The organism is Rhodococcus yunnanensis NBRC 103083 (genome assembly GCF_001895005.1).
Lineage (GTDB): Bacteria > Actinomycetota > Actinomycetes > Mycobacteriales > Mycobacteriaceae > Rhodococcoides > Rhodococcoides yunnanense.
Window position 1 is genome coordinate 86267 of the sequence record NZ_BCXH01000019.1, and the last position, 23270, is coordinate 109536.

Annotated in this window: 21 protein-coding genes; 16 read left to right on the top strand and 5 right to left on the bottom strand. The window is 64.3% G+C overall.

All coding sequences use genetic code 11. From position 1 onward, the window contains the following. The first annotated feature begins 114 nt into the window (after positions 1 to 114). Both RY1_RS24330 and RY1_RS24335 read left to right on the top strand, forming a co-directional pair. Positions 115 to 693 carry a sigma-70 family RNA polymerase sigma factor gene (locus RY1_RS24330; protein WP_072806622.1) on the top strand — a complete coding sequence of 193 codons (579 nt, stop codon included), beginning with the start codon at positions 115 to 117 and terminating at the stop codon, positions 691 to 693. Next, positions 686 to 1699 carry an anti-sigma-D factor RsdA gene (locus tag RY1_RS24335; RefSeq protein WP_072806623.1) on the top strand — a complete coding sequence of 338 codons (1014 nt, stop codon included), beginning with the start codon at positions 686 to 688 and terminating at the stop codon, positions 1697 to 1699. The genes RY1_RS24330 and RY1_RS24335 overlap by 8 nt, the downstream gene beginning before the upstream one ends. Before the next feature lie 171 nt (positions 1700 to 1870). Here RY1_RS24335 and RY1_RS24340 read toward each other — a convergent pair whose 3' ends face one another. Next, entirely contained in the window at positions 1871 to 2275 is a 405-nt protein-coding gene (locus RY1_RS24340; RefSeq protein WP_068432470.1) for a DUF5319 domain-containing protein, read from the bottom strand. Between the two features lie 287 nt (positions 2276 to 2562). On the opposite strand from RY1_RS24340, the gene guaB reads away from it, so the two are divergent. The 4 genes from guaB (at position 2563) to guaA (ending at position 8900) form a co-directional block, all read left to right on the top strand. Continuing rightward, positions 2563 to 4086, top strand: a complete 1524-nt coding sequence (gene guaB / locus RY1_RS24345; RefSeq protein WP_174565462.1) for an IMP dehydrogenase — start codon at positions 2563 to 2565, stop codon at positions 4084 to 4086. A gap of 45 nt (positions 4087 to 4131) precedes the next feature. After that, positions 4132 to 5271, top strand: coding sequence for a GuaB3 family IMP dehydrogenase-related protein (locus RY1_RS24350; RefSeq protein WP_072806624.1), 1140 nt, complete (start codon positions 4132 to 4134; stop codon positions 5269 to 5271). A gap of 265 nt (positions 5272 to 5536) precedes the next feature. After that, the gene (locus RY1_RS24355) at positions 5537 to 7279 is read left to right on the top strand and encodes a GMC oxidoreductase (protein WP_072806625.1); all 1743 of its coding nucleotides are present in this window, start codon (positions 5537 to 5539) and stop codon (positions 7277 to 7279) included. 31 nt (positions 7280 to 7310) lie between these two features. Continuing rightward, complete coding sequence (gene guaA / locus RY1_RS24360; protein ID WP_072806626.1) at positions 7311 to 8900, top strand: glutamine-hydrolyzing GMP synthase; 1590 nt, start codon at positions 7311 to 7313, stop codon at positions 8898 to 8900. 4 nt (positions 8901 to 8904) lie between these two features. Here guaA and RY1_RS24365 read toward each other — a convergent pair whose 3' ends face one another. Further along, positions 8905 to 9153, bottom strand: a complete 249-nt coding sequence (locus RY1_RS24365) for a hypothetical protein (RefSeq protein ID WP_072806627.1) — start codon at positions 9151 to 9153, stop codon at positions 8905 to 8907. Next, the gene (locus RY1_RS24370; RefSeq protein ID WP_072806628.1) at positions 9146 to 10558 is read right to left on the bottom strand and encodes a PspC domain-containing protein; all 1413 of its coding nucleotides are present in this window, start codon (positions 10556 to 10558) and stop codon (positions 9146 to 9148) included. Before RY1_RS24370 ends, RY1_RS24365 begins: the two co-directional genes overlap by 8 nt. Between RY1_RS24370 and RY1_RS24375 the strand changes: the two genes are divergently transcribed. The 6 genes from RY1_RS24375 (at position 10551) to RY1_RS24400 (ending at position 15893) form a co-directional block, all read left to right on the top strand. Next, positions 10551 to 11363 (top strand): NADPH-dependent F420 reductase, encoded by an 813-nt coding sequence (locus RY1_RS24375; protein ID WP_281250011.1) that lies wholly within the window; start codon positions 10551 to 10553, stop codon positions 11361 to 11363. The two genes, RY1_RS24370 and RY1_RS24375, sit on opposite strands and share 8 nt — an antisense overlap. A 71-nt stretch (positions 11364 to 11434) precedes the next feature. Continuing rightward, positions 11435 to 12730, top strand: a complete 1296-nt coding sequence (locus RY1_RS24380; protein WP_072806629.1) for an ATP-binding protein — start codon at positions 11435 to 11437, stop codon at positions 12728 to 12730. Next, a complete protein-coding gene (locus RY1_RS24385; RefSeq protein ID WP_072806630.1) occupies positions 12727 to 13374 on the top strand; it encodes a response regulator in 648 nt (215 codons plus the stop codon). The genes RY1_RS24380 and RY1_RS24385 overlap by 4 nt, the downstream gene beginning before the upstream one ends. A gap of 61 nt (positions 13375 to 13435) precedes the next feature. Further along, positions 13436 to 14122 (top strand): YqeB family protein, encoded by a 687-nt coding sequence (locus tag RY1_RS24390; protein WP_072806631.1) that lies wholly within the window; start codon positions 13436 to 13438, stop codon positions 14120 to 14122. Further along, positions 14119 to 15258: a sensor histidine kinase gene (locus tag RY1_RS24395; RefSeq protein ID WP_084727807.1), complete on the top strand. Its 1140-nt coding sequence runs from the start codon at positions 14119 to 14121 to the stop codon at positions 15256 to 15258. The genes RY1_RS24390 and RY1_RS24395 overlap by 4 nt, the downstream gene beginning before the upstream one ends. Then, on the top strand, positions 15255 to 15893 hold the full coding sequence (locus tag RY1_RS24400; RefSeq protein WP_245819923.1) for a response regulator transcription factor: 639 nt from the start codon (positions 15255 to 15257) through the stop codon (positions 15891 to 15893). Before RY1_RS24395 ends, RY1_RS24400 begins: the two co-directional genes overlap by 4 nt. A 6-nt stretch (positions 15894 to 15899) precedes the next feature. Here the strand turns inward: RY1_RS24400 and RY1_RS24405 are convergent, their stop codons facing one another. Next, positions 15900 to 17114: a serine/threonine-protein kinase gene (locus RY1_RS24405; protein ID WP_174565463.1), complete on the bottom strand. Its 1215-nt coding sequence runs from the start codon at positions 17112 to 17114 to the stop codon at positions 15900 to 15902. Positions 17115 to 17342: 228 nt separating this feature from the next. Between RY1_RS24405 and imuA' the strand changes: the two genes are divergently transcribed. From imuA' to RY1_RS24425, 4 genes are read left to right on the top strand one after another with little or no spacing between them, the layout of a single operon-like run. Beyond that, positions 17343 to 18188: a DnaE2-dependent mutagenesis accessory factor ImuA' gene (gene imuA' / locus RY1_RS24410; protein WP_139279975.1), complete on the top strand. Its 846-nt coding sequence runs from the start codon at positions 17343 to 17345 to the stop codon at positions 18186 to 18188. Then, the gene (locus RY1_RS24415) at positions 18185 to 19738 is read left to right on the top strand and encodes a DNA polymerase Y family protein (RefSeq protein WP_072806635.1); all 1554 of its coding nucleotides are present in this window, start codon (positions 18185 to 18187) and stop codon (positions 19736 to 19738) included. The genes imuA' and RY1_RS24415 overlap by 4 nt, the downstream gene beginning before the upstream one ends. 23 nt (positions 19739 to 19761) lie before the next feature. Then, positions 19762 to 20517, top strand: a complete 756-nt coding sequence (locus tag RY1_RS24420; RefSeq protein WP_371829505.1) for an alpha/beta fold hydrolase — start codon at positions 19762 to 19764, stop codon at positions 20515 to 20517. A 26-nt stretch (positions 20518 to 20543) separates the two neighbouring features. Then, entirely contained in the window at positions 20544 to 21053 is a 510-nt protein-coding gene (locus RY1_RS24425; protein WP_072806636.1) for a hypothetical protein, read from the top strand. Here RY1_RS24425 and RY1_RS24430 read toward each other — a convergent pair whose 3' ends face one another. Next, positions 21054 to 23051, bottom strand: a complete 1998-nt coding sequence (locus RY1_RS24430; RefSeq protein ID WP_072806637.1) for an SDR family oxidoreductase — start codon at positions 23049 to 23051, stop codon at positions 21054 to 21056. Between the last annotated feature and the right edge of the window lie 219 nt (positions 23052 to 23270).

Below are 23270 nucleotides of genomic sequence, written 5' to 3' on the forward strand. Positions count from 1 at the left end.
CGAGTGGTTCGATCTCGGCGTTCCGAGGTCGCTATCCTTACAAGGTTCCACCTGCAGGTGGAAGCGTCTTCCGATGTTCGGCGGCGTCACTGTAACGCGGGGAATCCTTGAGCGATGAACAACACGGGTGAGGAGTTGGACTCCTTCGTCGCTGCCGCAGCGCAGGGCGAGCGTGCCGCACTCTCCCGAGTATTGGAAATCATCCGTCCACTCGTCGTGCGGTACTGCCGCGCTCGGGTGGGATCCGCCGAGCGTGGCCAACTCTCTGCGGACGACGTAGCGCAGGAGGTCTGCTTGGCAGTCATGACAGCCCTGCCTCGCTACCAGGACCAAGGTCGCCCGTTCATGGCCTTCGTATACGGAATTGCCGCACACAAGGTTGCAGATGCGCATCGAAGCGCCTCACGTAACAAATCGGACCCAGCCGCCGAAGTACCAGATGTCGTCTCGACAGAACACGGTCCCGAGCAACGCGCCTTGGAATCGGAGTCGAGCAGACAGATGACCGCGTTGCTGGACACCCTTCCGGCGAAGCACAGAGAGATTCTCGTGCTCCGCCTCATTGTCGGATTATCGGCGGAAGAGACAGCCGCTGCGGTCGGCAGTACTGCAGGTGCCATCCGCGTGGCTCAACACAGAGCCCTCGCGAAGTTGAAGAACGAAGTTGTGAAAGCGGGTGAAATGTATGGCTAGGAACAACGGCCGCGACGGCATTCCCCGTATCGGTCGACCCGACGGGTCGGCCTCCATACCACCTGCCTCGGATCCGTACGCCGACATGGGCACCGACACCGGCCCGGTCGACATTGCCGCAGTCCGCCGCGACGACGAGTTCATCGACGCCATCGGTGGTGACGGTCCCGTTGCCACCGACAACGCCGACGAGTACCAACTCGCCCTTCTGCTCGCGAGTTGGCGAGCCGAGATCGTTACGCCTGCCCTTCCCTCCGGCCCGCGTCTCGACGAGGTCGTGGCCGTTGTCGAGCAGGAGATAGTCGCCGCAGGTTCGAATCGACGGTCGAAGTCACGTTCGCGTCCGACTCTGCTGCGTCCGATCGCGGGAGCCGCGGCGGCCATCGCGGTGGTCATGGGTGGGCTCGTCGTGTTCTCCTACAATTCGTCTCCGGGTGACCCACTGTGGAGCGTCAAGTCCGTCGTGTTCTCGCAGCAGGCGGATTCGACTGTGGCGCAGATCGATACGTCGTCGAAGCTGTCGCAGGCCGAGGAACTGATCGCGGCGGGTGACGTCGAAGGCGCACGTGCGCTGTTGGACGGCGCCTCTGCTGCAACGGGTGGCGTCATCGATCAGGCACAGAAGAGTGATCTCGAGGTCTGGCTGCAGCGGCTCACCGAGCAACTGCAGGCGCTGATCCCGACGCTTCCGTCACTGGTGCCGCCGACGTTCGATACGCCGCTTCTGCCTCCCGACACAGCGCAATCGATCATTCCGCCCGGAGTGCCGGTCACGTCGGTGCCGCCGGTTCTGCCGGCCGTGCCCTCCACCGATGCGCTCCTGCCTCAGCTTCCGCCCACCACTGGCCCGGCAACATCGGAGCCGACGGCACCGCCGATCACTCAGACGAGTGATCCGGTTCCGACGATCGTGTCCGAGCCGAGTCCCACCACGGCGTCGGCCAGTGGCTCGACCGGTTCCGACGCGTCCTCGGCTCGTGTCGACACGTCCGAGAACGGCGGCTGACCGGCCGCCTGTGCCGGCCGATCGCCCGTAGAGCTCAGCCGATACAAGCAAGCGCCCGACTCCGATGAATTCGGTGTCGGGCGCTTCTTCGTGCTCGGGGCGTCAGTTCTGAAAATCCGTCAGTTCTGAAAATCCGTCAGCTCTGAAAACCCATTCAGTTCTCGAAACCCGTCAGTTCTCGAAACCGTCGCCCTGCAGCGCGTCGTTCATCGACGCATCTGCGTAGCCACGGCAGTAGTCCCATGTGACATAGGCGTCGGGAACGGGGTCGTAGGCGGGCTCGTGCGGACGCACGGTGCCGTCGACGAGGAGCTGCAGGAGGTTGGCTCTCAGCATGTCCCAGTCGTGGTAGTGGTCTTGTTGGCAGTCTTCGCAGCACACCACGAGTCCACGTATCCCGCGGTGGCCGAGGAGCGCTTCGTAGACTGCGAGGTCGGCAAGATCCTCCTCGACGGCAAGCCGCTCCTGAGGATCCAGCGGCTGGCCGGGCTCGATTGCATCGAGAGCGGCCGAGGGGTCGGCTGGGTCACCGGCGAAGGGGTCCGGCGGAAGACCTGGAGGCAATTGATCGCGCACGACTCCACGGTACGCAGGACTGGTGGGTCTGCGCCAGCCGTTCGCCGTCGACACACCGAGATATCTGTCCGTTCCGGGCGCTTCGAAGCGGATTGCCCGCCGTCCGTGATGCGCGTTCACGTTGCTCGGACCCCAGGCGATACCATGGAAAGAGGCGCCGCGGCCGAGCGCGCGCACGCGTCCATTTCTCGATCCCTCACTGTCTCCATCCGTTCTCGAACACGCTTCTCCGACGCATCGATCGTGCGCCCGAGATGCACCCAGGCTCTAGGGAGGGCCAGATCCGCATGAGTAGTTCCGGAGCCCATGTCCGTACCGGTGGCGACGACCCCAACAAGGTCGCCATGCTCGGTCTCACTTTCGACGACGTTCTTCTTCTTCCTGCCGCATCGGACCTGATTCCGAGTGCGGTGGACACATCCAGTCAGATCACACGTGAGATCCGGCTGCGAGTGCCGCTCGTCAGCTCGGCGATGGACACCGTCACCGAAGCGCGAATGGCCATTGCGATGGCGCGTGCGGGCGGAATGGGTGTCCTCCATCGGAATCTGTCCCTCCAGGATCAGGCATCACAGGTCGAGACGGTCAAGCGCTCCGAGGCAGGCATGGTGACCGACCCCGTCACCTGCAAGCCGACCGACTCCCTCGCCGAGGTCGACGCGATGTGTGCGCGTTTCCGTATCTCGGGTCTGCCCGTCACCGACGAGACCGGTGCACTCGTGGGCATCATCACCAACCGTGACATGCGCTTCGAGGTCGACCAGAATCGCCGCGTCGCCGAGGTCATGACCAAGGCTCCGTTGATCACTGCTCGCGAGGGTGTCACCGCGGAGGCTGCTCTCGGGTTGCTGCGTCGTCACAAGATCGAGAAGCTCCCGATCGTGGACGGGCAGGGCGCGCTCACCGGACTCATCACCGTCAAGGACTTCGTCAAGACCGAACAGCACCCGTTCGCCACCAAGGACCGCGACGGCAGGCTGCTCGTCGGTGCTGCAGTGGGCGTCGGGCAGGACGCGTGGGCACGCTCGATGGCGCTCACCGACGCAGGCGTCGACGTGCTCATCGTCGACACAGCGCACGGTCACAATTCACAGGTGCTCGAGATGGTCAGCAAGCTCAAAGCCGAGGTCGGCGAGCGCGTGCAGATCGTCGGTGGCAACATCGCCACCCGCGCCGGCGCTCTTGCGCTGGTCGAGGCAGGTGCCGACGCGGTGAAGGTCGGTGTGGGACCAGGTTCCATCTGCACCACGCGTGTCGTCGCGGGTGTCGGGGCTCCACAGATCACCGCGATTCTCGAGGCCGTTGCCGCGTGCAAGCCGCACGGTGTTCCGGTCATCGCCGACGGCGGTCTCCAGTTCTCCGGTGACATCGCCAAGGCACTCGCGGCGGGTGCGTCGACGGCGATGCTCGGTTCGCTGCTGGCAGGCACGGCCGAATCGCCGGGTGAGCTGATCCTCGTGGGCGGCAAGCAGTTCAAGAGCTACCGCGGTATGGGGTCGCTCGGTGCGATGCAGGGCAGGGGAGGTGCCAAGTCCTTCTCCAAGGACCGCTACTTCCAGGACGACGTACTGGCCGAGGACAAGCTGGTCCCCGAAGGCATCGAAGGTCGGGTTCCCTACCGCGGCCCGTTGTCGCAGGTCATTCATCAGTTGACCGGTGGACTGCGCGCGGCCATGGGGTACACGGGATCCAACTCGATCGAAGAACTGCAGGACGCGCAGTTCGTGCAGATCACCGCTGCAGGTCTGAAGGAGAGCCATCCGCACGACATCACGATGACTGCGGAAGCACCCAACTACTCCACTCGCTGACCCGTCCGATCGACGGTCACACACCTTCTCGAGAAAGGGGCGCGCGTGCGCGACCTCGTTGAAATCGGCATGGGCAGAGAAGCCCGTCGTACCTACCAGCTCGACGACATCGACATCGTGCCTTCGCGTCGTACTCGGTCGTCGAAAGAGGTCTCGACGGCCTGGCAGCTCGACGCATACCGCTTCGACATCCCGGTGCTCGCCCATCCGACCGACGCACTCGTCTCGCCCGAGTTCGCCATCGAACTGGGTAAGCAGGGTGGCCTCGGTGTCATCAACGGCGAAGGTCTGTGGGCTCGACACTCGGACGTGCAGGCGAAGCTCGACGAGCTGGTTTCCGTGGCGGAGAACGACGTCGACGTCGACGCCCCGATCGCGTTGCTGCAGAAGTTGCATGCGGCGCCGCTGCAGCCCGATCTGCTCGCCGCGGCTGTCGCGCAGGTTCGCGCGGCCGGTGTCACCGTTGCGGTGCGGGTCAGTCCGCAGAGTGCGGCGAGCCTGACTCCCGCACTGGTCGCCGCAGGTATCGATCTGTTGGTGATTCAGGGCACCATCATCTCGGCCGAGCACGTGGCGCACGGCGACGAGGAACCGCTGAACCTGAAGACGTTCATCGCCGAGCTCGACATTCCCGTCATCGCAGGCGGTGTCAGTGATCACCGCACCGCGCTGCACCTGATGCGTACCGGTGCGGCGGGTGTCATCGTCGGTTACGGCTCGGTCGAGGGTGGGACCACGACGGGCGAGGTTCTCGGCATCGGAGTACCGATGGCGACGGCGATTGCCGATGCGGCAGCTGCGCGTCGGGACTACCTCGACGAGACCGGTGGTCGTTACGTCCACGTCATCGCCGACGGTGACATCGTCTCCTCCGGCGGCCTCGCGAAAGCAATCGCGTGCGGCGCCGATGCCGCGGTTATCGGTGCCCCTCTCGCGGCGGCAGCGGAAGCTCCCGGCGGCGGTTGGTACTGGCCGTCCGCTGCGGCGCATCCGTCGATGCCGCGTGGCGCTCTGCTTCCGGTCGCTGCGGGTGAGCGTCCGAGCCTCGGTCAGGTGCTGCACGGGCCGTCGAGCGAGCCGTACGGTTCGATCAACCTCGTCGGTGGCCTGCGTCGGTCGATGGCGAAGTCCGGTTACTCGGACCTCAAGGAATTCCAGAAGGTCGGCCTGAACGTCAGGGCGTAGGCGGCGTAGCTGCACAGAAGAAGCGCGTATCCCTTTCGGGGTGCGCGCTTTTTTCGTGCGGCCATGTCCCCGTGCGCGCGGAGTTGCGTCGGGTGTTTCTGCACACGCACCGGTGGCGGGACCACACTTGGTGATACTCGTGGTTACAGCTACAGTGACTTTGTGCCGACTGTCACAAACGTGTTGGCAGTTCCGAGATAATGTCATCTCATGTGTGGCCCCGGTCACTCCGGGGTGGTTCGCGTAGAGGCGGAGGTCGAGAAGTATGGAGTCACGGACTCGCGATACCGAGTACGACGTGTTGATCGTCGGTTCGGGTTTCGGCGGCAGCGTCACCGCACTGCGCCTGGTCGAGAAGGGCTACAAGGTCGGCATTCTCGAAGCAGGCAGGCGGTACGAGGACAAGGACTTCGCCAAGACCAGTTGGGATCTCAAGCGATTCCTGTGGGCGCCCAAGCTCGGCTGCTACGGCATCCAGCGTGTGCATCTGCTGCGTGACTGCCTCATTCTCGCGGGCGCAGGCGTCGGCGGGGGATCGTTGAATTACGCCAACACCCTGTACCAGCCGCCCGAGCCCTTCTTCGCGGACAAGCAGTGGGCGCACATCACCGACTGGAACAGTGAACTCTCCCCGTTCTACGACCAGGCGACGCGGATGCTCGGCGTGGTCCGCAACCCGCACATGACGCCGTCCGACGAGGTCATGAAGTCCGTCGCCGAGGACATGGGTGTGGGGGACACCTTCATCCAGACGCCGGTCGGAGTCTTCTTCGGTGACGAACCGGGCAAGAAGGTCGGCGACCCGTACTTCGGCGGAGTCGGCCCGGAGCGCACCGGCTGCATCGAATGCGGTGAATGCATGACCGGGTGCCGTCACGGAGCGAAGAACACGCTGCTCAAGAACTATCTCGCCCTCGCCGAACGTGCAGGCGCCGAGATCATCCCCATGACCACCGTCAGCGGACTCCGTGCCCTGCCCGACGGCACGTGGGATGTCTCGACCGAACGCACCGGGGCGTGGGTTCGTAAGAGTCCCAAGACCTACACGGCCGCGAATGTCGTTCTGGCGGCGGGCACGTGGGGCACGCAGAACCTGTTGCACAAGATGAAGGACGACGGCGCGCTACCCCGGTTGTCCGACACACTCGGCGAGCTCACACGCACCAATTCGGAATCGATCGTGGGAGCGGCGAAGCTGAAAGTCGACCCCGAGATGGACCTGACGAGGGGCGTCGCGATCACGTCGTCGTTCCATCCGTCACCCAATACCCACATCGAACCCGTCCGCTACGGCAAGGGCTCGAACGCGATGGGCATGCTCCAGACGCTGATGACCGACGGCGGTGGACGGGTTCCGCGTTGGCTGAAGTTCGTGTTCCTGACCATCGCCCATCCGGTCGAATTCCTGCGCGTGGTGAGCGTCAAGAACTGGAGTGAGCGCACCATCATCGCGTTGGTGATGCAGAACCTGGACAACTCGATCACCACGTTCACCAAGCGCGGGCTGTTCGGCCGCAAGGTCTCGAGCAAACAGGGTCACGGTGAACCCAATCCGACGTGGATCCCGGAGGGCAACGACGCCACCCGCCGCATCGCGAAGAAGATCGGCGGCGTCGCAGGCGGCACGTGGGGCGAGCTGTTCAACATTCCGCTGACGGCCCATTTTCTCGGCGGCTGCGCCATTGCCTCGGATCCCGAGCACGGCGTCATCGACCCGTATCACCGCGTGTACGGCTACCCGACGATGAGCATCGTCGACGGTTCGGCCGTGTCTGCCAATCTCGGTGTGAACCCGTCGCTGACGATCAGTGCGCAGGCCGAGCGTTCGGCTGCGTTGTGGCCGAACAAGGGCGAGCAGGATCTTCGTCCGCGCCAGGGTCTGCCGTACGAGAGGTTGGACCCGATCGCACCGAACAGGCCCGTGGTGCCCCAGTCCGCTCCCGCCGCTCTGCGTCTGCCGATCGTCGAAATTCGCTCGCCCAGGCCCGCTGCCACGGGTGCTGCGTAAAGGCGCACTCGGCGCGCAATAGACTGAGCCGGTGACCGCTACGCAGCAGCCCGACCCCGCCCTGCCCAGGCCAGTACTCGTCGTCGACTTCGGTGCCCAGTACGCACAGTTGATCGCGCGCCGAGTTCGCGAGGCCAATGTGTACTCCGAAGTGATTTCGCATACGGCCTCGATCGAGGAGATCGCCGAGAAGAACCCCATCGCACTGGTGCTGTCCGGCGGACCGTCGAGCGTCTACGCCGAGGGCGCACCCGCCCTCGATGCCAAGATCTTCGACCTCGATGTGCCGGTGTTCGGGATCTGCTACGGCTTCCAGGCGATGGCTCAGGCTCTCGGCGGCACCGTGGCGCACACCGGTACTCGCGAATACGGACGCACCCAGCTCACTGTCGACGGCGGAGTGCTGCACGACGGTCTGCCCGCCACACAACCGGTCTGGATGAGCCACGGGGATGCGGTCACGGAGGCACCCGACGGATTCACGGTCACCGCCACCAGCGCGGGCGCACCCGTCGCGGCATTCGAGAACGTCGAGCGTCGGCTGGCGGGCGTCCAGTACCACCCCGAGGTTCTCCATTCCCCCCACGGCCAGCAGGTTCTCAGCCGCTTCCTGCACGAGACCGCGGGCATCAAGGCCGACTGGACCGCCGCGAACATCGCCGACGCCCTCGTCGAGCAGGTCCAGGAGCAGATCGGTGAGAGCGGTCACGCCATCTGCGGCCTGTCCGGAGGCGTCGATTCCGCAGTGGCGGCGGCTCTCGTCCAGCGAGCCATCGGCGACCGCCTGACGTGTGTGTTCGTCGATCACGGGCTCCTCCGCGAGGGCGAGCGTGAGCAGGTCCAGCAGGACTTCGTGGCAGCGACGGGCGCCAAGCTCGTCACCGTCGACGCCGTCGACACGTTCCTCGGAGCTCTCGAAGGGGTCTCCGATCCCGAGGAGAAGCGCAAGATCATCGGGCGTGAGTTCATCCGCAGCTTCGAGGGTGCGGTGGCCGAAGTGTTGGGTGAGAACGCCTCTCACGGTGCCGAGGTCGACTTCCTCGTGCAGGGAACCCTGTACCCCGACGTGGTCGAGTCGGGCGGTGGTTCGGGGACCGCGAACATCAAGAGTCACCACAACGTGGGCGGGCTGCCCGACGACCTGCAGTTCACGCTCGTCGAGCCGTTGCGAACGCTGTTCAAGGACGAAGTCCGTGCTGTCGGAAGGGAACTCGGGCTTCCCGAGGACATAGTCGGACGCCAACCGTTTCCCGGCCCCGGACTCGCCATCCGTATCGTCGGCGAGATCACCCGCGACCGTCTGGCGACGCTGCGCCATGCCGACTCGATCGTGCGTGAAGAGCTGACGATGGCCGATCTCGACAACCAGATCTGGCAGTGCCCCGTCGTGCTGCTCGCCGACGTCCGGAGCGTCGGGGTGCAGGGCGACGGCCGGACTTACGGTCACCCGATCGTGCTGCGTCCGGTATCGAGCGAGGACGCCATGACAGCCGATTGGACGCGGTTGCCGTACGAGGTCCTGGAAACCATTTCGACTCGGGTGACCAACGAGGTTCCGGAGGTCAACCGAGTCGTTCTCGACGTGACGAGCAAGCCGCCGGGCACCATCGAGTGGGAGTGAGTTCCTAGCTTCTGCCTCTACGCGTCGGCGCGAGTAGCAGGGCGAGGCCCACCACGATGGCGACGACGACGAACACCCAACGGAACTGGACGTCGCCGAGAGTATCGATCGCCGCCGGCCCGATCAGTGCACTGACGCTGACGACGAGGGCAGCGAGACCGACGAGGAAGAGCACCGCGGACGGACGAGTGCGTGCCTGGTTCTCCTCGGTGGTGTCGGAGTCGCTGTCGCCGTACTGCCACTTCTCACCCATGGAAGACCTCCAGATTTCCGGCCCGAGCGAACCCGTCGATCCGCAGGACCGAGTGGTTGTCGGGTGAGTTTCCTTGCTGCAGACCGGAGGGACCGCAGTCGGTGCTCGCCATCAGGGACGTGCAGTCGGTTTCGAGGTTCATGCTCTCGGGGACGTAGACGGTGGCGTTGCCCGCTGTGACGTCGACCGAAATGGTCCTGTCCTCGGTCAGTGTGAGTCCGCGCAGATCGAGCTCGAGCTCTCCACCCTGCACCGTGTAGGTCGGCTGTAGATCAGCGAGCGTGGTCGGGGCGAAATTGTGCTGTCCCGAGTACTGTTCGTCGAACTGAATGGGGCCGATGATCGAGGCGAGGATCACGAACGCGAGCAGTGGACCTGTCACGACGAGCAATCCATAGCCCTTGCGGAGGAACGCCCCGACGACCAGTCCGATACCCACGACTGCGAGTGCGACGGCTGCGATGCGGGCCGGGGACAGCCACTCCGATTCCGTTGCCGCTGCGACGGCTCCGGTGATCGCGGCCGCCAACAGTGCCAGACCGATGAAGCTGGAGGTCCACCGGGAGCGCTTCTTCTTGTCGATGACCGCGGGTGTGTCGACTGCCGCCGGTTCGGGTAGATCCCACGCGAAGGGCGCGACGCCGAGGGGGTCCCACGACGGCGGTGTCGGTTGCGGCTCGGCGGCTCGGTCGTCGGTCGTCGACGTGTCGGTCGACTTGTCGGTCGTCGGTTCGGTCGACTTGGTGAGATCGACGTCTTTCGCCGGCTCGGACGTGGGTCGCGCGGGCGGTGGCGTCGGGACGTAGCTCTTCGGCAGCGTCGTGTACGGGGTGTAGCGGTCGTACGAGGCCGATTGCGCGTCGTATTGCGGCGGCCGATAGTGAGCGCCTGCCCACGGGTTCGGGGTGTACGGGGAGTTGAACGAGATCGGGAATCCCTGCTGGGGATACGTCTGGGTTCCGCCGGGCAGGAAAGCGGGAGGTTCCGGCTGTCGCTGATGCAGGAGCCACAGTCCAGCGAGCAGCGCGAGCATACTGATGAGCCCGGAACCGCCCAGCCCGACTCCGACAGGTCCCAGCGTCGTCACAGCGATGGCGAGGGCGACGACCAACACCACTATCTTGGTGTTGGATTCGGAACTGCTGCCCTTGCCGACGAGGGACTCCGCAGGCGATGCCGAATCGCCTGCCTTGCTGAAGAGGAGCCAGGCCGCGAGGTAGAGAACGATTCCGGCGCCGCCGAAGATCGTCCCTACTACCAGTGCGACTCGTACCAGGACCGGATCGACGTTGTATCGATATCCGATTCCTGCCGCGACGCCCGCTATGTGGCCCCGCTGAGGCAACCGATACGGACGAGTGCGCCACATCTGCTGAAGCTGTTCGGAGACGGTTGCGTTGCTCATAGAACCATCGTGGTCGTCGTGCGCGCCGAAAACATCAGGGATCGCCCTGATCTTCGGAGTCGGGGCCAGGAATGAACTCGCCGCCGAAGTCGCTTGGGTTAGGGGAAGGTCGTGTCGAATTCATACAGGAGGCGAAGTGAAGATCGGAATCATCGGAGCAGGATTCATCGGAGGAACTCTCACCCGCAAGCTGACGGCTCTGGGGCACGAGGTGAGGGTGTCGAACTCTCGCGCACCCGAGACTCTCGCGGAACTCGCAGCCGAGACGGGCGCGCACGCGGTTCTGAACACCGAGGCCGCCGAGGACGCGGATCTGGTGATCGTGAGCATCCCGCAGAAGAACACGCCTGATCTGCCGAGCACGATCGTCGAGTCGGCCAAGCCGGGAGCTCCGATCATCGAGACCAACAACTACTATCCGCAGCAGCGCGATGGCCTGATCGCAGAGATCGAGAACGGCAAGACCGAAACTGCCTGGGTCGCCGAACATCTCGGATCGCGGGCCGGTGACGTCGTGAAGGTGTTCAACGGCATCTTCTGGAAGCATCTGTTGGAGAAGGGTGCACCGGCGGGCTCGGCGGGACGTATCGCGCTGCCCGTCGCGGGCGCCGACGGCGCCGGGAAGAAGCTCGTGTTCGACGTCGTGGATGCACTCGGGTTCGATCCCGTCGACGCGGGCACCGTCGAACAATCGTGGCGTCAGCAGCCCGGCACTCCGGTATACGGAAAGGATTACGACGCCGACGGCGTGAAGAAGGCACTTGCCGAGGCGAGCGAAGTCCGCACCGCGGAATGGCGTGCGTGAGTCGCCGATAGCGGGGTAGATCAGGGGAAGCCCTGATGCGGACGGGGAGCCGATCGTGCCAGGATCGTACTGTGCACCCTGTCAACCAAGCAGCCTCGCCAGGAGGCTACGAGCCCGCCAAGTTCCATCGGCGTGGTGGTGGACGCATCGTGGGTGGCGTCGCCGGCGGAGTGGCCGATCACCTCGGTGTCGACGTGTTCAAGGTTCGCGTCGCGTTCGCGTTGCTGGCAATCATGGCGGGTGCGGGGATTTTCGCCTACGGCCTGCTGTGGATCTTCAGCCCCGCGGGCGACGACGTCGATCGACCCAGCAGCGCCGAACGGCAGCGAGCGCTCGGTCTCGCTGCCGTCGGCCTCGGGCTGGCCGCGGCGTTGGCCTGGTTGCTGAACGGTACTGCGGCATCGGTGCTGGTGCCGCTCGTCGTGGTGATCGTGGGTGCGGCGCTGGTGTGGCGCGAGTTCGACTCGGAAGGGCCACGTTCGGTTCTCGGCATGCCCAAGAAGCCGACGGTGCTGAGCTGGGCGCGTGTCGTCGGCGGCGCCACGCTGATCGTGCTGGGACTCGGCGTCGTCGTCCTGGCACAGGTCGATCTGGCGTCGGTGCGTTCCTCGCTGCTCGCGGTGATCGTCACGCTGGTGGGTGCCGCGTTGCTGACCGTTCCCCTGTGGCTACGGATGTGGCGGACGTTGAACGCGGAGCGATCGGCGCGTATCCGCAACGACGAGCGGGAGGAAATCGCGTCGCACCTGCACGATTCGGTACTGCAGACGCTCGCACTGATCCAGAAGCAATCGGATCAGCCACAGGAGGTGATGCGGCTTGCGCGTGGGCAGGAGCGTGAGCTGCGCAAGTGGTTGTTCGAGGGCGGGGATCCGGATCATTCGTCTCTCGCCGAAGCGCTGAAGACCATCTCCGGTGAGGTCGAGGACCAGCACGGCGTCACGGTCCGTCCCATCACCGTCGGTGATGTGCAGTTGGCACCCGACGATTCGGATTCCGGTCTGTCTCGCGAGATCTTCACCGCCCTGCTGGGAGCCACCCGCGAAGCCCTCGTCAACGCGGCGAAACACTCGGGGGAGACCAACATCGACCTGTTCGCCGAAACCGAGGACGACAAGGTGACGGTGTTCGTTCGTGATCGCGGCACCGGGTTCGACGAAAATCTCGTGCCGGTCGATCGCCAAGGCCTCGCCAAGTCCATTCGTGGCAGGGTCGAGCGCCGTGGTGGCGAGGTGTCGGTGCGCTCCGGCGTCGGAAAGGGAACCGAGGTTCGAATCCTGATGCCACGGGACGGTGGCAGCAGGGATACTTCGAGGCAGAATCGAACCGAGACCACCCAACCGATACCGCAGGAGCAGCCCAGGTGACCGACACCTTCCGTGTCTTTCTAGTCGACGATCATGCAGTCTTTCGGTCAGGAGTTCGCACCGAGCTGGGGCGGGAGACCGATATCGAGGTCGTAGGAGAGGCTGGGGGAGTCGCCGACGCGATTGCCGGGATCGAGTCGACGAAGCCGGACGTCGTGCTGCTCGATGTGCACATGCCCGACGGCGGAGGCGTCGCCGTCCTGAGCCGCATCTCCGCAGGTCCGGTGTGTCTGGCGTTGTCGGTGTCCGATGCGGCCGAGGATGTCATCGCCGTCATCCGGGCTGGGGCGCGCGGGTATGTCACGAAAACGATCTCGGGCTCCGAGCTCGCCGACGGTGTACGACGCGTCGCCGGGGGAGATGCGGTGTTCTCCCCGCGCCTGGCAGGTTTCGTGCTCGACTCGTTCACCGGAAAGTCGAATGCTCCCGAACCCCCGCTCGACCCCGAACTGGATTCGCTGACGCCTCGTGAGCTAGAGGTGCTCAGGCTCCTCGCGCGTGGGTACACCTACCGGGAGATAGCCGAGGATCTGTTCATCTCGGTCAAGACCGTCGAGACCCACGCCTCGAACGTGCTCCGAAAGACCCAGCAGTCGAACAGGAACGCGCTGACGAGATGGGCGCACAATCGTCGTATCGACTGAACTGGAAGATTAGACTTTCGGAGACTTCTGGGCTCGCCACGTGCACACTAGCGTTTCTGTCATGGCAGAGAAGAACGAGTCCGTTCTGTGGCTCTCGACCGGTGACCGTATATTTCTCGGCGTCGCCGCACCCCTCGTCGGCGGAGTTCTCGGGTTCTTTCTTCCGCGTTTCGCATCGTGGGTGACGACGCTGGCATGGGTTCCCTTCCAGGGCCCATTCGAACTCGTCGCCTCGTGGTCGTCGTGGTGGGTGCCGTACGTCTTCGCGGCCGTGGGGGTCGCGGTGGGTGCCGCGTTCGTGGCGGTTGCGTTGTACGAAAGCCTCAGGGTCGTCGTCGCCGAGTCGGGAATTCGCGTGACTCAGGACGGGGAGACCACGGGATTCGACCGGTCGGAGGCAGCGACCGTGTTCGTCGACGGTAAAGAGCTCGTGGTTCTCGACTCGGCATCCCGACAGGTCGTTCGCGCTCCGATCGAGGAGAAAGCGCATGCCGTGGAGCAGGTGTTCACGTCGCACGGATATTCGTTCGTCGACGGTGACCCCTACGAGAGCTTGTATCAGCGTTGGGTTCCTGACACTCCTGCGCTCCCCGCGGAGATCAATGCGGTGATGCGTGCACGAGAGAAGGCGTTGGAGAAGAAGTCTCGTACTGATGTGTCAGAGTTACGTGTCGAACTGGACAGGTTGGGAATCGTGGTTCGAGACAGGAAGAGCAGTCAGTACTGGCGACCTCTGGTGCGGCCGTGACACCGCGGGCTCGGCGGCGTGAACGCTGGTGGGACATCGGCGGGATTCTGTTCGCGCTTGCTGTTGCGTGGCTCGTGGTGGCGGATCTTCCTACCTCGCTCTCGGATTCGAAAACCCTTCTTGTGATCTGTCTTTCGCTGGCGTCGTCCACAATGCTGTGGTGGAGGCGTCGGTGGCCGGTGGCAATTGCGTTGATGCTCGCGGTTCCGACACTGCTCACCGATGCGGTCGGTGGTGCTGCACTCGTCGCGATCTACACGGTTGCCTCGCGCGATTCGTGGCGGGTCACGGTCGCTCTCGTATCGGTTCATCTCGTCGCGTCCGCGTTCTGGCTCAGGATCTTCGAGGACGGTCGATCCTTCTACGCGGAGATGGTTCTTAGTCTTGCGCTGCTCAGTATTCCGACTACATGGGGGATGGTCGTCAAAGCGCGACGAGAGGTGATCGACTCGTTGCGAGATCGCGCGGAGAGGGCTGAGACTGCAGCGCTGGAGCGAGCCGATCGAGTGCGTGGACAGGAACGGGAGCGGATCGCCAGGGAGATGCACGACGCTCTGGCGCACAGGATTTCGATGGTCAGTCTGCATGCCGGTGCGCTGGAAGTGCGCGTCGATGCAGACAGAGCCGAGATCGAGGCGATTGCAGGAACCATCAGAGCGAGTGCGCACGGTGCATTGGACGACCTACGTGAGATCCTCGGTGTGCTTCGTTCGGACGAGGACTCACCTCCGGTGCGCCCTGGTTCGTCGATCGCAGCGATTCCAGCTTTGCTCGACGAGGTGCGAACCGTGGGGGTCGTCGTGGATTACGAGAACGAGATCCCTTCGAGTGTCGTCGTTCCAGCGACGCCGGGCAGAAACGTGTTTCGTGTCGTACAGGAAGGGCTCACGAATGCGCGCAAGCATGCGTCGGGGTCACCTGTGCGCGTGCATATCTGGGTCGAAGGGGATGACATACGGGTGTCTCTGACGAATCTGCTCGGGTCACGAGCGTCGGACGTTCCTGGTTCTCGGTCCGGATTGATCGGCTTGACCGAGCGACTCACGCTGTCGGGTGGCAAGCTGGAACACGGAGTGAAGATCGAGGCGGGGTCGGCATTTTATGTCCTGGGAGCATGGTTGCCGTGGAGCGCATGATCGATGTACTCGTCGTCGACGACGACGCACTCGTTCGCTCGGGTCTGTCGATGATCTTGCAGTCGGACAGCGACATCATAGTGGTCGGTGAGGCCGCGGACGGGCAGAAGGGCGTCGAGGCCGCTCGCACACTGCGTCCGGACGTTGTGCTGATGGACATCCGGATGCCGCTGATGGACGGGTTGACTGCAACCGAGATGCTGCGATCCGACGCGGGGTCGTCGGCGATCCTCGTGTTGACCACGTTCGACACTGACGAGTATCTTCTGCGCGCATTGCGTTTGGGAGCGAACGGTTTTCTGCTCAAGGACACCCCGCCTCGGGACATCATCGATGCCGTCAAGAGGGTGAGTGACGGTGAGTCGATGCTGTCACCGTCCGCCGTCGGGAGGCTGGTGTCGGCATGGCGAGAGCAGGATTCTCGCTCGAGGACAACCGGGAATACCTTGGAACAGTTGACCGCACGCGAACTCGAGGTGGCAATTGCGGTGTCTCGAGGATTGTCGAACGCCGAGATCAGCGCGAACCTCTACATGAGCGTCGCGACGGTCAAGGCCTATGTCTCGCGAATCCTGTCGAAACTCGAATGTACCAATCGGGTCCAGATTGCCATCGCCGTGTTCGAATCACGTTGAGCGCTATCAGAGAACGGCGATCAGCACGATGAGGAGCAGAACGACCACACCGACCAGGGCAGCGAGGACTATCGCGGGTGAGACGTCGATCTTGTCGCCCACGACATCGTCGATGCGATCGAGGACGAGCTCGAGCGGATTCTTCTTGCGCGGTGGGTCGAATGCGGGCGGCGCGTAGGGCTTCGGGCTGTCGTCCGAGAGTCCTCCGGAGCGAACGGCGGGAAGCCCGGCGATGGTGTTGCCGAATTCTCTGGACGGTCGGCGCGTTTCCGACACGGGTGTCGATCGGTGCGCCCACGCGGGAACACCGCCGTCGGCGGAAGACAGTGGCGCACCGCGGAGTTGCGCGATGCTGCCTCGGCTGCTGATGGCACGCACGATGATCTCGTCGCGGGCCTGGGCCATCGTGGGACGCCGGGACGGGTCGGGCTCGAGCATGTGCAGCAACGGGTCGGTGAGAGTGCCGGACCGAGTGGGCGGGATGATCTGCCCTTTGGCGACGCGATGCAGAAGCGCGATGGAATCCTGATCTATGTCGAACGGCGGTTTGCCCTCGATCGCCGTGTACAGCGTCGCGCCGAGGGAGAAGACGTCACTGGCCTCCGTCGGATCCTGCCCGCGTGCGACCTCGGGCGCGAAATAGGCGGGCGTTCCGGTGATGACGGACGAATCCGATTCGTCCACATCCCCTTTGGCGCGAGAGATACCGAAATCGCTGATCTTGACGATGCCGAGCTCACGTCCGCGGTCGGCGATCAGGATGTTGCCCGGTTTGATGTCGCGGTGCACGATTCCGGCGTCGTGTGCCTCGGTGAGTGCGTCGGCGACCTGAGCTCCGATCTGTGCGACCTCGTACGGCGGCAGTGAATCGGTGATGTTGAGCGCTTGCGCGAGGCTGCGAGAGGGCATGTATTCCATGACGAGCCACGGTTCGCCGTCCTCGATCGCGACGTCGTGCATCGCGATGGCGTGCGAACTCGACAACCGTGCAGCGATCCGGCCCTCACGCATGGCGCGGTTGCGGATCTCGCGGGCAGCTTTGTCGGACAGTCCCGCGGTGGAGGTGACTTGTTTGACGGCGACCTTGCGGCCCATCAGTGTGTCCTGCGCCAGCCAGACCGCGCCCATCCCGCCGCCGCCGAGCTTGTATGCGAGGCGGTACCTGCCTGCGAGGAGATAGTCGGGTCCCACGACCCGTGCGGCCCGCTTCTGCTCTGTCACGATCACAGGTTAGTTGACTGTGCGGTTCTGTGCCGACGGCGCACCGGCACCGCGCCTCTCGGCGTGTCGACCTGCGGTTTCAGGTTCATCTTGACGTACATCAGCGGAGCGGCTTTACTGGAAGGGAGTTCGAAAGTCTGTTCGAAGGCATGTCTTCCCCGCTGCCTCTCGGGCGGCTCTGGTGCGGCCCTAGTGCGTTCGTTTTTCGTCGATTTTCGGGGAGTTCACATGTCTGATCCCATCGGTGCATCTGCCACCGACACATCTCTGGCAGAGATGTCGCTACCGGAGCGCGTCGAGCACCTGAGACGACGGATGGCGTCGGTTCCATCGCGAAGTGAAGCGCGCTCGATGCCTCATCCTTCACCCTCGGTCCGACAGGCACAGCAGACGCAGGTCCGGCAGACGGTGGAGCCGCAACCGGATGGGCCTCGCAGGGCTGTTCTCGCGGTCCCCGATGCGCTTGCATCGATACTTCCGCACGGTGGTCTGGCACGTGGGTCGGTGGCTGCGGTGTCGGGAGCCGGATCGCTGCTGCTCGGCATGGTGGCTGCGGTCACGGCGTCGGGAAAGCACGTTGCTGTGGTGGGGCAGCCGAGGTTCGGTCTGCTCGCTGCCGCCGAGATGGGTGCCGAGCTGCATCGGCTGGCCGTCGTACCCGATCCGGGCGACGATCCGGTCGAGGTGGCGGCGATTCTGCTCGACGGTCTCGACCTCGTCGTACTCGGTCTGGGAGGGCGATCGGTGTCACCGACACGAGCACGTGCCGTCGTCGCGCGCGCGCGGAGCAAGGGAGCGACGCTTCTGGTGACGGATGGGCAGTGGGATGGCGTCGAACTGCGTCTCGACGCCGTGGTGCGTGGTTACGGAGGTGTCGGTACCGGCTCGCGTTCGGGGCGTGGACGCCTGCGGAACCTGCAACTGGAGGTGCGGGCGCAGGGCAAGGCGATGCGTCCGCGCACCACGTGTTTCGATCTTCGCTCCGAGCACGGCCGTATGGAGTGGTCGGTGGCATCGACCGGGCGGAATGTCGCCGTCGATTCGACCGAGGACGGTCTCGCGGTGCTGGCATGAGTCGTGTCCTGGCGTTGTGGTGTCCGGATTGGCCTGCTGTCGCAGCGGCTGCCGTGGCGGACCTGCCCGCGACGCATCCGGTGGCGGTCACCTCGGGCAACCGTGTGATCGCATGCTCGGCAACGGCACGCGCCGAGGGTGTTCGTAGAGGATTGCGTCGTCGTGAGGCGCAGGCTCGATGCCCGAACGTGCACGTGGCCACGGCGGATTCGGATCGTGACGGGCGTCTGTTCGAGCCTGTCGCAGCCGCTATCGACGCTGTGGCTCCCGGGGTGGAGATTCTGCGTCCCGGGTTGCTGATTCTCGGTGCACGTGGGGTCGGTAGGTACTTCGGATCGGAGCACGCAGCAGCCGAGCGGTTGATCGACCAGGCGTCGAGCACAGGCGTCGAGTGTCAGATCGGGATCGCCGACGAGCTCACGACAGCAGTCATCGCTGCACGTCACGCGGTTGTCGTTCCACGCGGCGGAGGGGCGAAATTCTTGTCTCCGCTGCCGGTTGCCGAGCTGGCCGCGGAACCGAGCCTCGCTGCGCAGGACCGCGAGGAATTGATCGACCTGCTGCGCCGCCTCGGTATCCGCACCATCGGAGCATTCGCGGCGCTCACTGCCGGTGACGTCGCATCCCGGTTCGGGACGGACGCCGTGCTGGCGCACAGAAGTGCACGCGGCGAACCCGAACGCCCTCCGTCGGCCCGCGCGCTTCCACCCGATCTGAACGTGGAATACCCGTGCGATCCGCCGATCGATCGTGTCGATGCCGCAGCATTCGCAGGTAGAGGTATGGCCGAGAAGCTGCACACCAAACTGGCTGCCGCCGGGGTCGCCTGTACACGGCTCCTGGTGCATGCATCCACTGGGAACGGAGAGAATCTCTCCCGGATCTGGCGGTGCGCCGAACCGTTGACCCCGGAGGGCACCGCGGATCGGGTGCGTTGGCAACTCGACGGCTGGCTCACCGGGCGCAGCGAGAACAAGCCGACGGCAGGTATCACCGTTCTGCGTCTGGAACCTGTCGAGGTCGTTGCAGCCGGTGAGCTTCAGTTGGGACTGTGGGGAAGTGTCGGTGACGAGGACGAGAGAGTTCGACGTGCGCTCGTACGCGTGCAAGGTCTACTCGGTGGCGACTCCGTGAAGATCGGCGTTCTCAGTGGCGGCCGTGGGCCTGCCGAACGCGTGACGCTTCGGTCGCTGGGAGACGAACTGGTGCCGCAGTTCGATCCGTCGGCGCCGTGGCCGGGAAAGCTTCCACAACCCGCCCCGGCCGCGGTGATGGAGACGCGGCCCGAGGTGATACTCGAGGACAGCGTCGGTACCCCGGTGCACGTGGACGAGCGAGGCGATTTCGATCGAGTGCCGACGTTGCTTCGTTGGGGGAGCAAGAAGTGGACGTTGCTGGGCTGGGCAGGACCGTGGTCCGTGGACGAACGGTGGTGGGATCCGGCGATCGGCACGCGTGGGGCTCGCCTGCAGGTCATCATCGACGGCAATCGTGCCCTGCTGTTGGTCTACGACACCGTCGGATGGCGCGTCGAGGGCATCTACGAGTGATTCGAATGGTTAGCCTGGGTCAGGTGAGTGTGGATGTGGAAGTACTCGACGTCGCGGGAGTCGACATCGCCTATCGCGACTACGGCGGGCTCGATCCGATTCCGGTGGTGTTGGTGCACGGGATGGGCGGCGACAGCGGTACATGGGATCGATTCGCCTCGGCGCTCGCTTCGGTGGGTCGTCGCGTCATCTCCGTCGATCTGCGTGGGCACGGGCGCAGCTCTCACGCCGACGATTACTCGTTCGACTCCTTCGGCACGGACATCGCGGCGGTACTCGATCACCTCGGCCTGGAGCAGTCGGATCTGGTGGGCCATTCTCTCGGCGGATACGCAGTGTCGATCGTCGCGCAGGAACGCCCCCGGTCGATCCGGTCTCTTGTGATCGAGGAGATGCCCATTCCCATTCGGCCCGGTGATGCGCCACCGACACTCACCGGCCGATTCCCCTCGGTGACCGAACTGTGGCACGCGGGCACGAGCATCATCAGGCATCCGCGTGCGGTCTTCGCGTTCGATCGCTCGATGACCAAACCTGCTCTGGTGCAGTTCCGTCAGCCCAACTCGCAGTGGTGGGAGAAGCTGTCCGATATCACCGCATCGACGCTCGTTCTTCGCGGCGGACCAGGAGGGATGATGGACAACAGTCGGTTGGACCTACTGGCAGCGGAGATTCCGGATTGCACCGTCGTGAAATTCCGTACCGGCCACAGCATCCACCGCGACAAGTACCGCGAGTTCGAGGCCGTCGTGATGCCGTTCCTGATGCGGCATCCTTGACGACGAACACGCCCTACCATGTGCTTATGCGCCTGGGAAAAAGGGATGTTCGCCTCATCGTGTGGTCAGCGATTTTCGTTGTTTCGCAAGCGAATATCGTGCGATTGCTCGGTTCGGCAGGTCCGCGGGTTCTGCAGGTACAGACCGCCTGGTCGGCCGATCGTTACCGCCAGGTTCTCGGCAGCATGGACGCCGCCGAGACGGCTCGCTTCCGCAGCCACTACTACCCGGATTTCGTTCACCCAGCCCTCTACGCCGTAGCTCTACGCGTAGGAGCGGAGCGCCTCGGTGAACTGGCGCCGTTGGATACCGCTGTCGCCCGGGCACTTGCCGTCGCACCCGTAGTGTCCGCTGCCGGCGACTACATCGAGAACGTCGTCGGGCTGCATCTGCTCGATCACCCCGAGCACATCACCGATTCGCTCGTGCGGGCGACCTCGGCCGTCAGCATCATGAAATGGGCTCTGGCGCTGGGTTGTTCGGCTTATCTGAGCGCAGGTTTCGGGCGCCTCTGGTGGCGGGCTCTGCGAACCTGATCACCAGTTGGCGCCGGGCACCAGCCTGCCGAGCCTGCGCGCCAATTTCGCGGCGCGTGCGGCAGGCGTCGTCGAGTCGTACTCTCGCACGGGTGCGGGCTCGGTGGGAAGCGGTGTCACGGTCTTCTCGCCTTTGGCGGCAGCAGAATCGGGGAATCGGCGGTAGAACTGGTGCATCGTCCGGTCCTTGCCCTTCGGGGTGAAAATGCTGCCGAACTGGCCGAGGGTTCCGAGAGGTGTGTCGATGCGCTTCGGCTTGTCCACCAATGCGCGGATCACCATCGCCGCAGCCTTCTCCGGCGACGCGACCGGCCCGACGTTCTTGTCACCGGACGGGGTGATCATCGGCGTCGCGACGAGCGGCATGTGTATGGTCGTGAAAGTGATTCCATCGGACAGGGTTTCGGCTGCAGCAACATCGGAGAATCCGTCGAGCGCAGCTTTGCTGGCGACATAGGCGGCGAAGCGGGGTGTGTGTCCCTGCACCGAAGCGCTGCTCACGTTGACGATGTGCCCGAAGCGTCGCTGACGCATGTGCGGTAGAAAGGCCAGCACCAAGCGCACGGCGCCGAAGTAGTTGACGGCCATGGTTCGTTCGAAATCGTGCAACCTGTCGGTCGAGCGATACAGCGACCTCCGAATCGACCGTCCCGCATTGTTGACGAGCATGTCGACATGACCGTGTTCGCTCAGGATGCTCTTGACGGTCTGATCGACGGATTCGGTGTCGGTGACGTCGCACGGGTAGCCGTAGGCGTCGCCGCCTCGGGTGCGGATGCCGGCGACGACGGACTCCAATTGTTCGGCGCCACGGGCCAGCAGGATGACCGTCGCACCTTTGCGGGCTGCAGCCTCGGCACTGGCCTGACCGATCCCCGAGGATCCGCCGGTGATGACGATGTGGCGTCCGACGAGAGGTCCACGTGGATCCTGACGACGAGCACGATTCGGATCGAGATTCTGCTGCCAGTACTTCCAGAGAGTATCGGCGTACGCCGCCAATGGGGGCGGCGTGATTCCGCTGCCGCTCAACGACTTCTGCGTCGAAGCGGAATCGAACGTGGTAGGCAGAGTGAGGTGATCGAGCATGACCGGCGGCACACCGAGCCGCGACAGCAGCACATTGCGCCCCGTACGAACCGCGTCGAGTCGAGGCGAGACAACGGGCGCGGCAACTGCCCCGGGAACCCCGATGACCTTCGCTTTGGATCCCGCTGCTCTGCTGAATGCGGTGTACACCTCACGCATCGACTGAGGTTCCGAGTTGACGAGATGGAACACTCGCTCTCCCGCTGGGTTGCGAGAAATCAGTTCGACGAGCGCGGCCGCAACGTAGTCGACCGGGACGAGGTTGGTATCCCCGATGTTCGGAACCGTCATCGGTAGAGCATCGGGAAGTTTGGCCAACTCGGCGAAGAACGGGAAGAAGAAGTAGGGGCCGTCGATCTTGTCGATCGCACCGGTCTCCGAATGACCGAGAATCGCCGACGGCCGGTAGACCCGCCAATCCGCCGCGGATTCGCGGACCAGTTCTTCCGATTCGAACTTCGTACGGTGATACGCCGTCGGGAACTTCTGGCCTTTGTCGAAGTCGTTCTCGGTGAACACTCCGTGATGGTCGCCTGCGACTGCGATCGACGAAACATGGTGCACTCTGGCGCCGATGCGTACCGCGAGTTCCACCACCGAGCGTGTGCCGTCGACATTGGTCGACGACTGCTCGTCCCCGGCGGTCATGTCGTAGATCGCCCCGAGATGAATGATGTGATCGATGTGCTGTGGATCTTCCTTCAATCCCAGCGCCGGTTCGGTGAGATCGCCGACCAGCGGATGAACTCTGTCCGCACCCTCGAGTTCGGCTACCTGTTGTTCCAGCTTCGCGATCGACTGCGGGCGAACCAGCACATGGACCTCGGCCGTCCGATCCCTGTCCAGTAGAAGAGGGATGACATTCTGGCCCAGAAATCCCGTACCGCCGGTAACGATGTAGTTCGCCATGGCCTAGAACTTACTCCTAAGTAAGTTGGGGGGCCAGCCCGTGAGGTGAGCGAATGTCACATCTGCTCACTTTTGCTGGAGCGAATGTCACCTTCAGTACTTCGATCGGAGCGAATGGCGCACCGGGTCACTCAGAGTGACCGTCTGTGACATTCGCTCACTCGAAGGTGACCGAAGGTGACATTCGCTCACTCGAAGGTGACCGAAGGTGACATTCGG

What these genes read in the sequence shown, in the direction of transcription:
- RY1_RS24430 (WP_072806637.1), bottom strand. Translation starts at nt 23,051, where the DNA reads ATGGCGAACTACATCGTTACCGGCGGTACGGGATTTCTGGGCCAGAAT.
- RY1_RS24415 (WP_072806635.1), top strand. Translation starts at nt 18,185, where the DNA reads ATGAGTCGTGTCCTGGCGTTGTGGTGTCCGGATTGGCCTGCTGTCGCA.
- imuA' (WP_139279975.1), top strand. Translation starts at nt 17,343, where the DNA reads ATGTCTGATCCCATCGGTGCATCTGCCACCGACACATCTCTGGCAGAG.
- RY1_RS24355 (WP_072806625.1), top strand. Translation starts at nt 5,537, where the DNA reads ATGGAGTCACGGACTCGCGATACCGAGTACGACGTGTTGATCGTCGGT.
- guaB (WP_174565462.1), top strand. Translation starts at nt 2,563, where the DNA reads ATGAGTAGTTCCGGAGCCCATGTCCGTACCGGTGGCGACGACCCCAAC.
- RY1_RS24390 (WP_072806631.1), top strand. Translation starts at nt 13,436, where the DNA reads ATGGCAGAGAAGAACGAGTCCGTTCTGTGGCTCTCGACCGGTGACCGT.
- RY1_RS24330 (WP_072806622.1), top strand. Translation starts at nt 115, where the DNA reads ATGAACAACACGGGTGAGGAGTTGGACTCCTTCGTCGCTGCCGCAGCG.
- RY1_RS24400 (WP_245819923.1), top strand. Translation starts at nt 15,255, where the DNA reads ATGATCGATGTACTCGTCGTCGACGACGACGCACTCGTTCGCTCGGGT.
- RY1_RS24365 (WP_072806627.1), bottom strand. Translation starts at nt 9,153, where the DNA reads ATGGGTGAGAAGTGGCAGTACGGCGACAGCGACTCCGACACCACCGAG.
- RY1_RS24370 (WP_072806628.1), bottom strand. Translation starts at nt 10,558, where the DNA reads ATGAGCAACGCAACCGTCTCCGAACAGCTTCAGCAGATGTGGCGCACT.
- RY1_RS24425 (WP_072806636.1), top strand. Translation starts at nt 20,544, where the DNA reads ATGCGCCTGGGAAAAAGGGATGTTCGCCTCATCGTGTGGTCAGCGATT.
- RY1_RS24335 (WP_072806623.1), top strand. Translation starts at nt 686, where the DNA reads ATGGCTAGGAACAACGGCCGCGACGGCATTCCCCGTATCGGTCGACCC.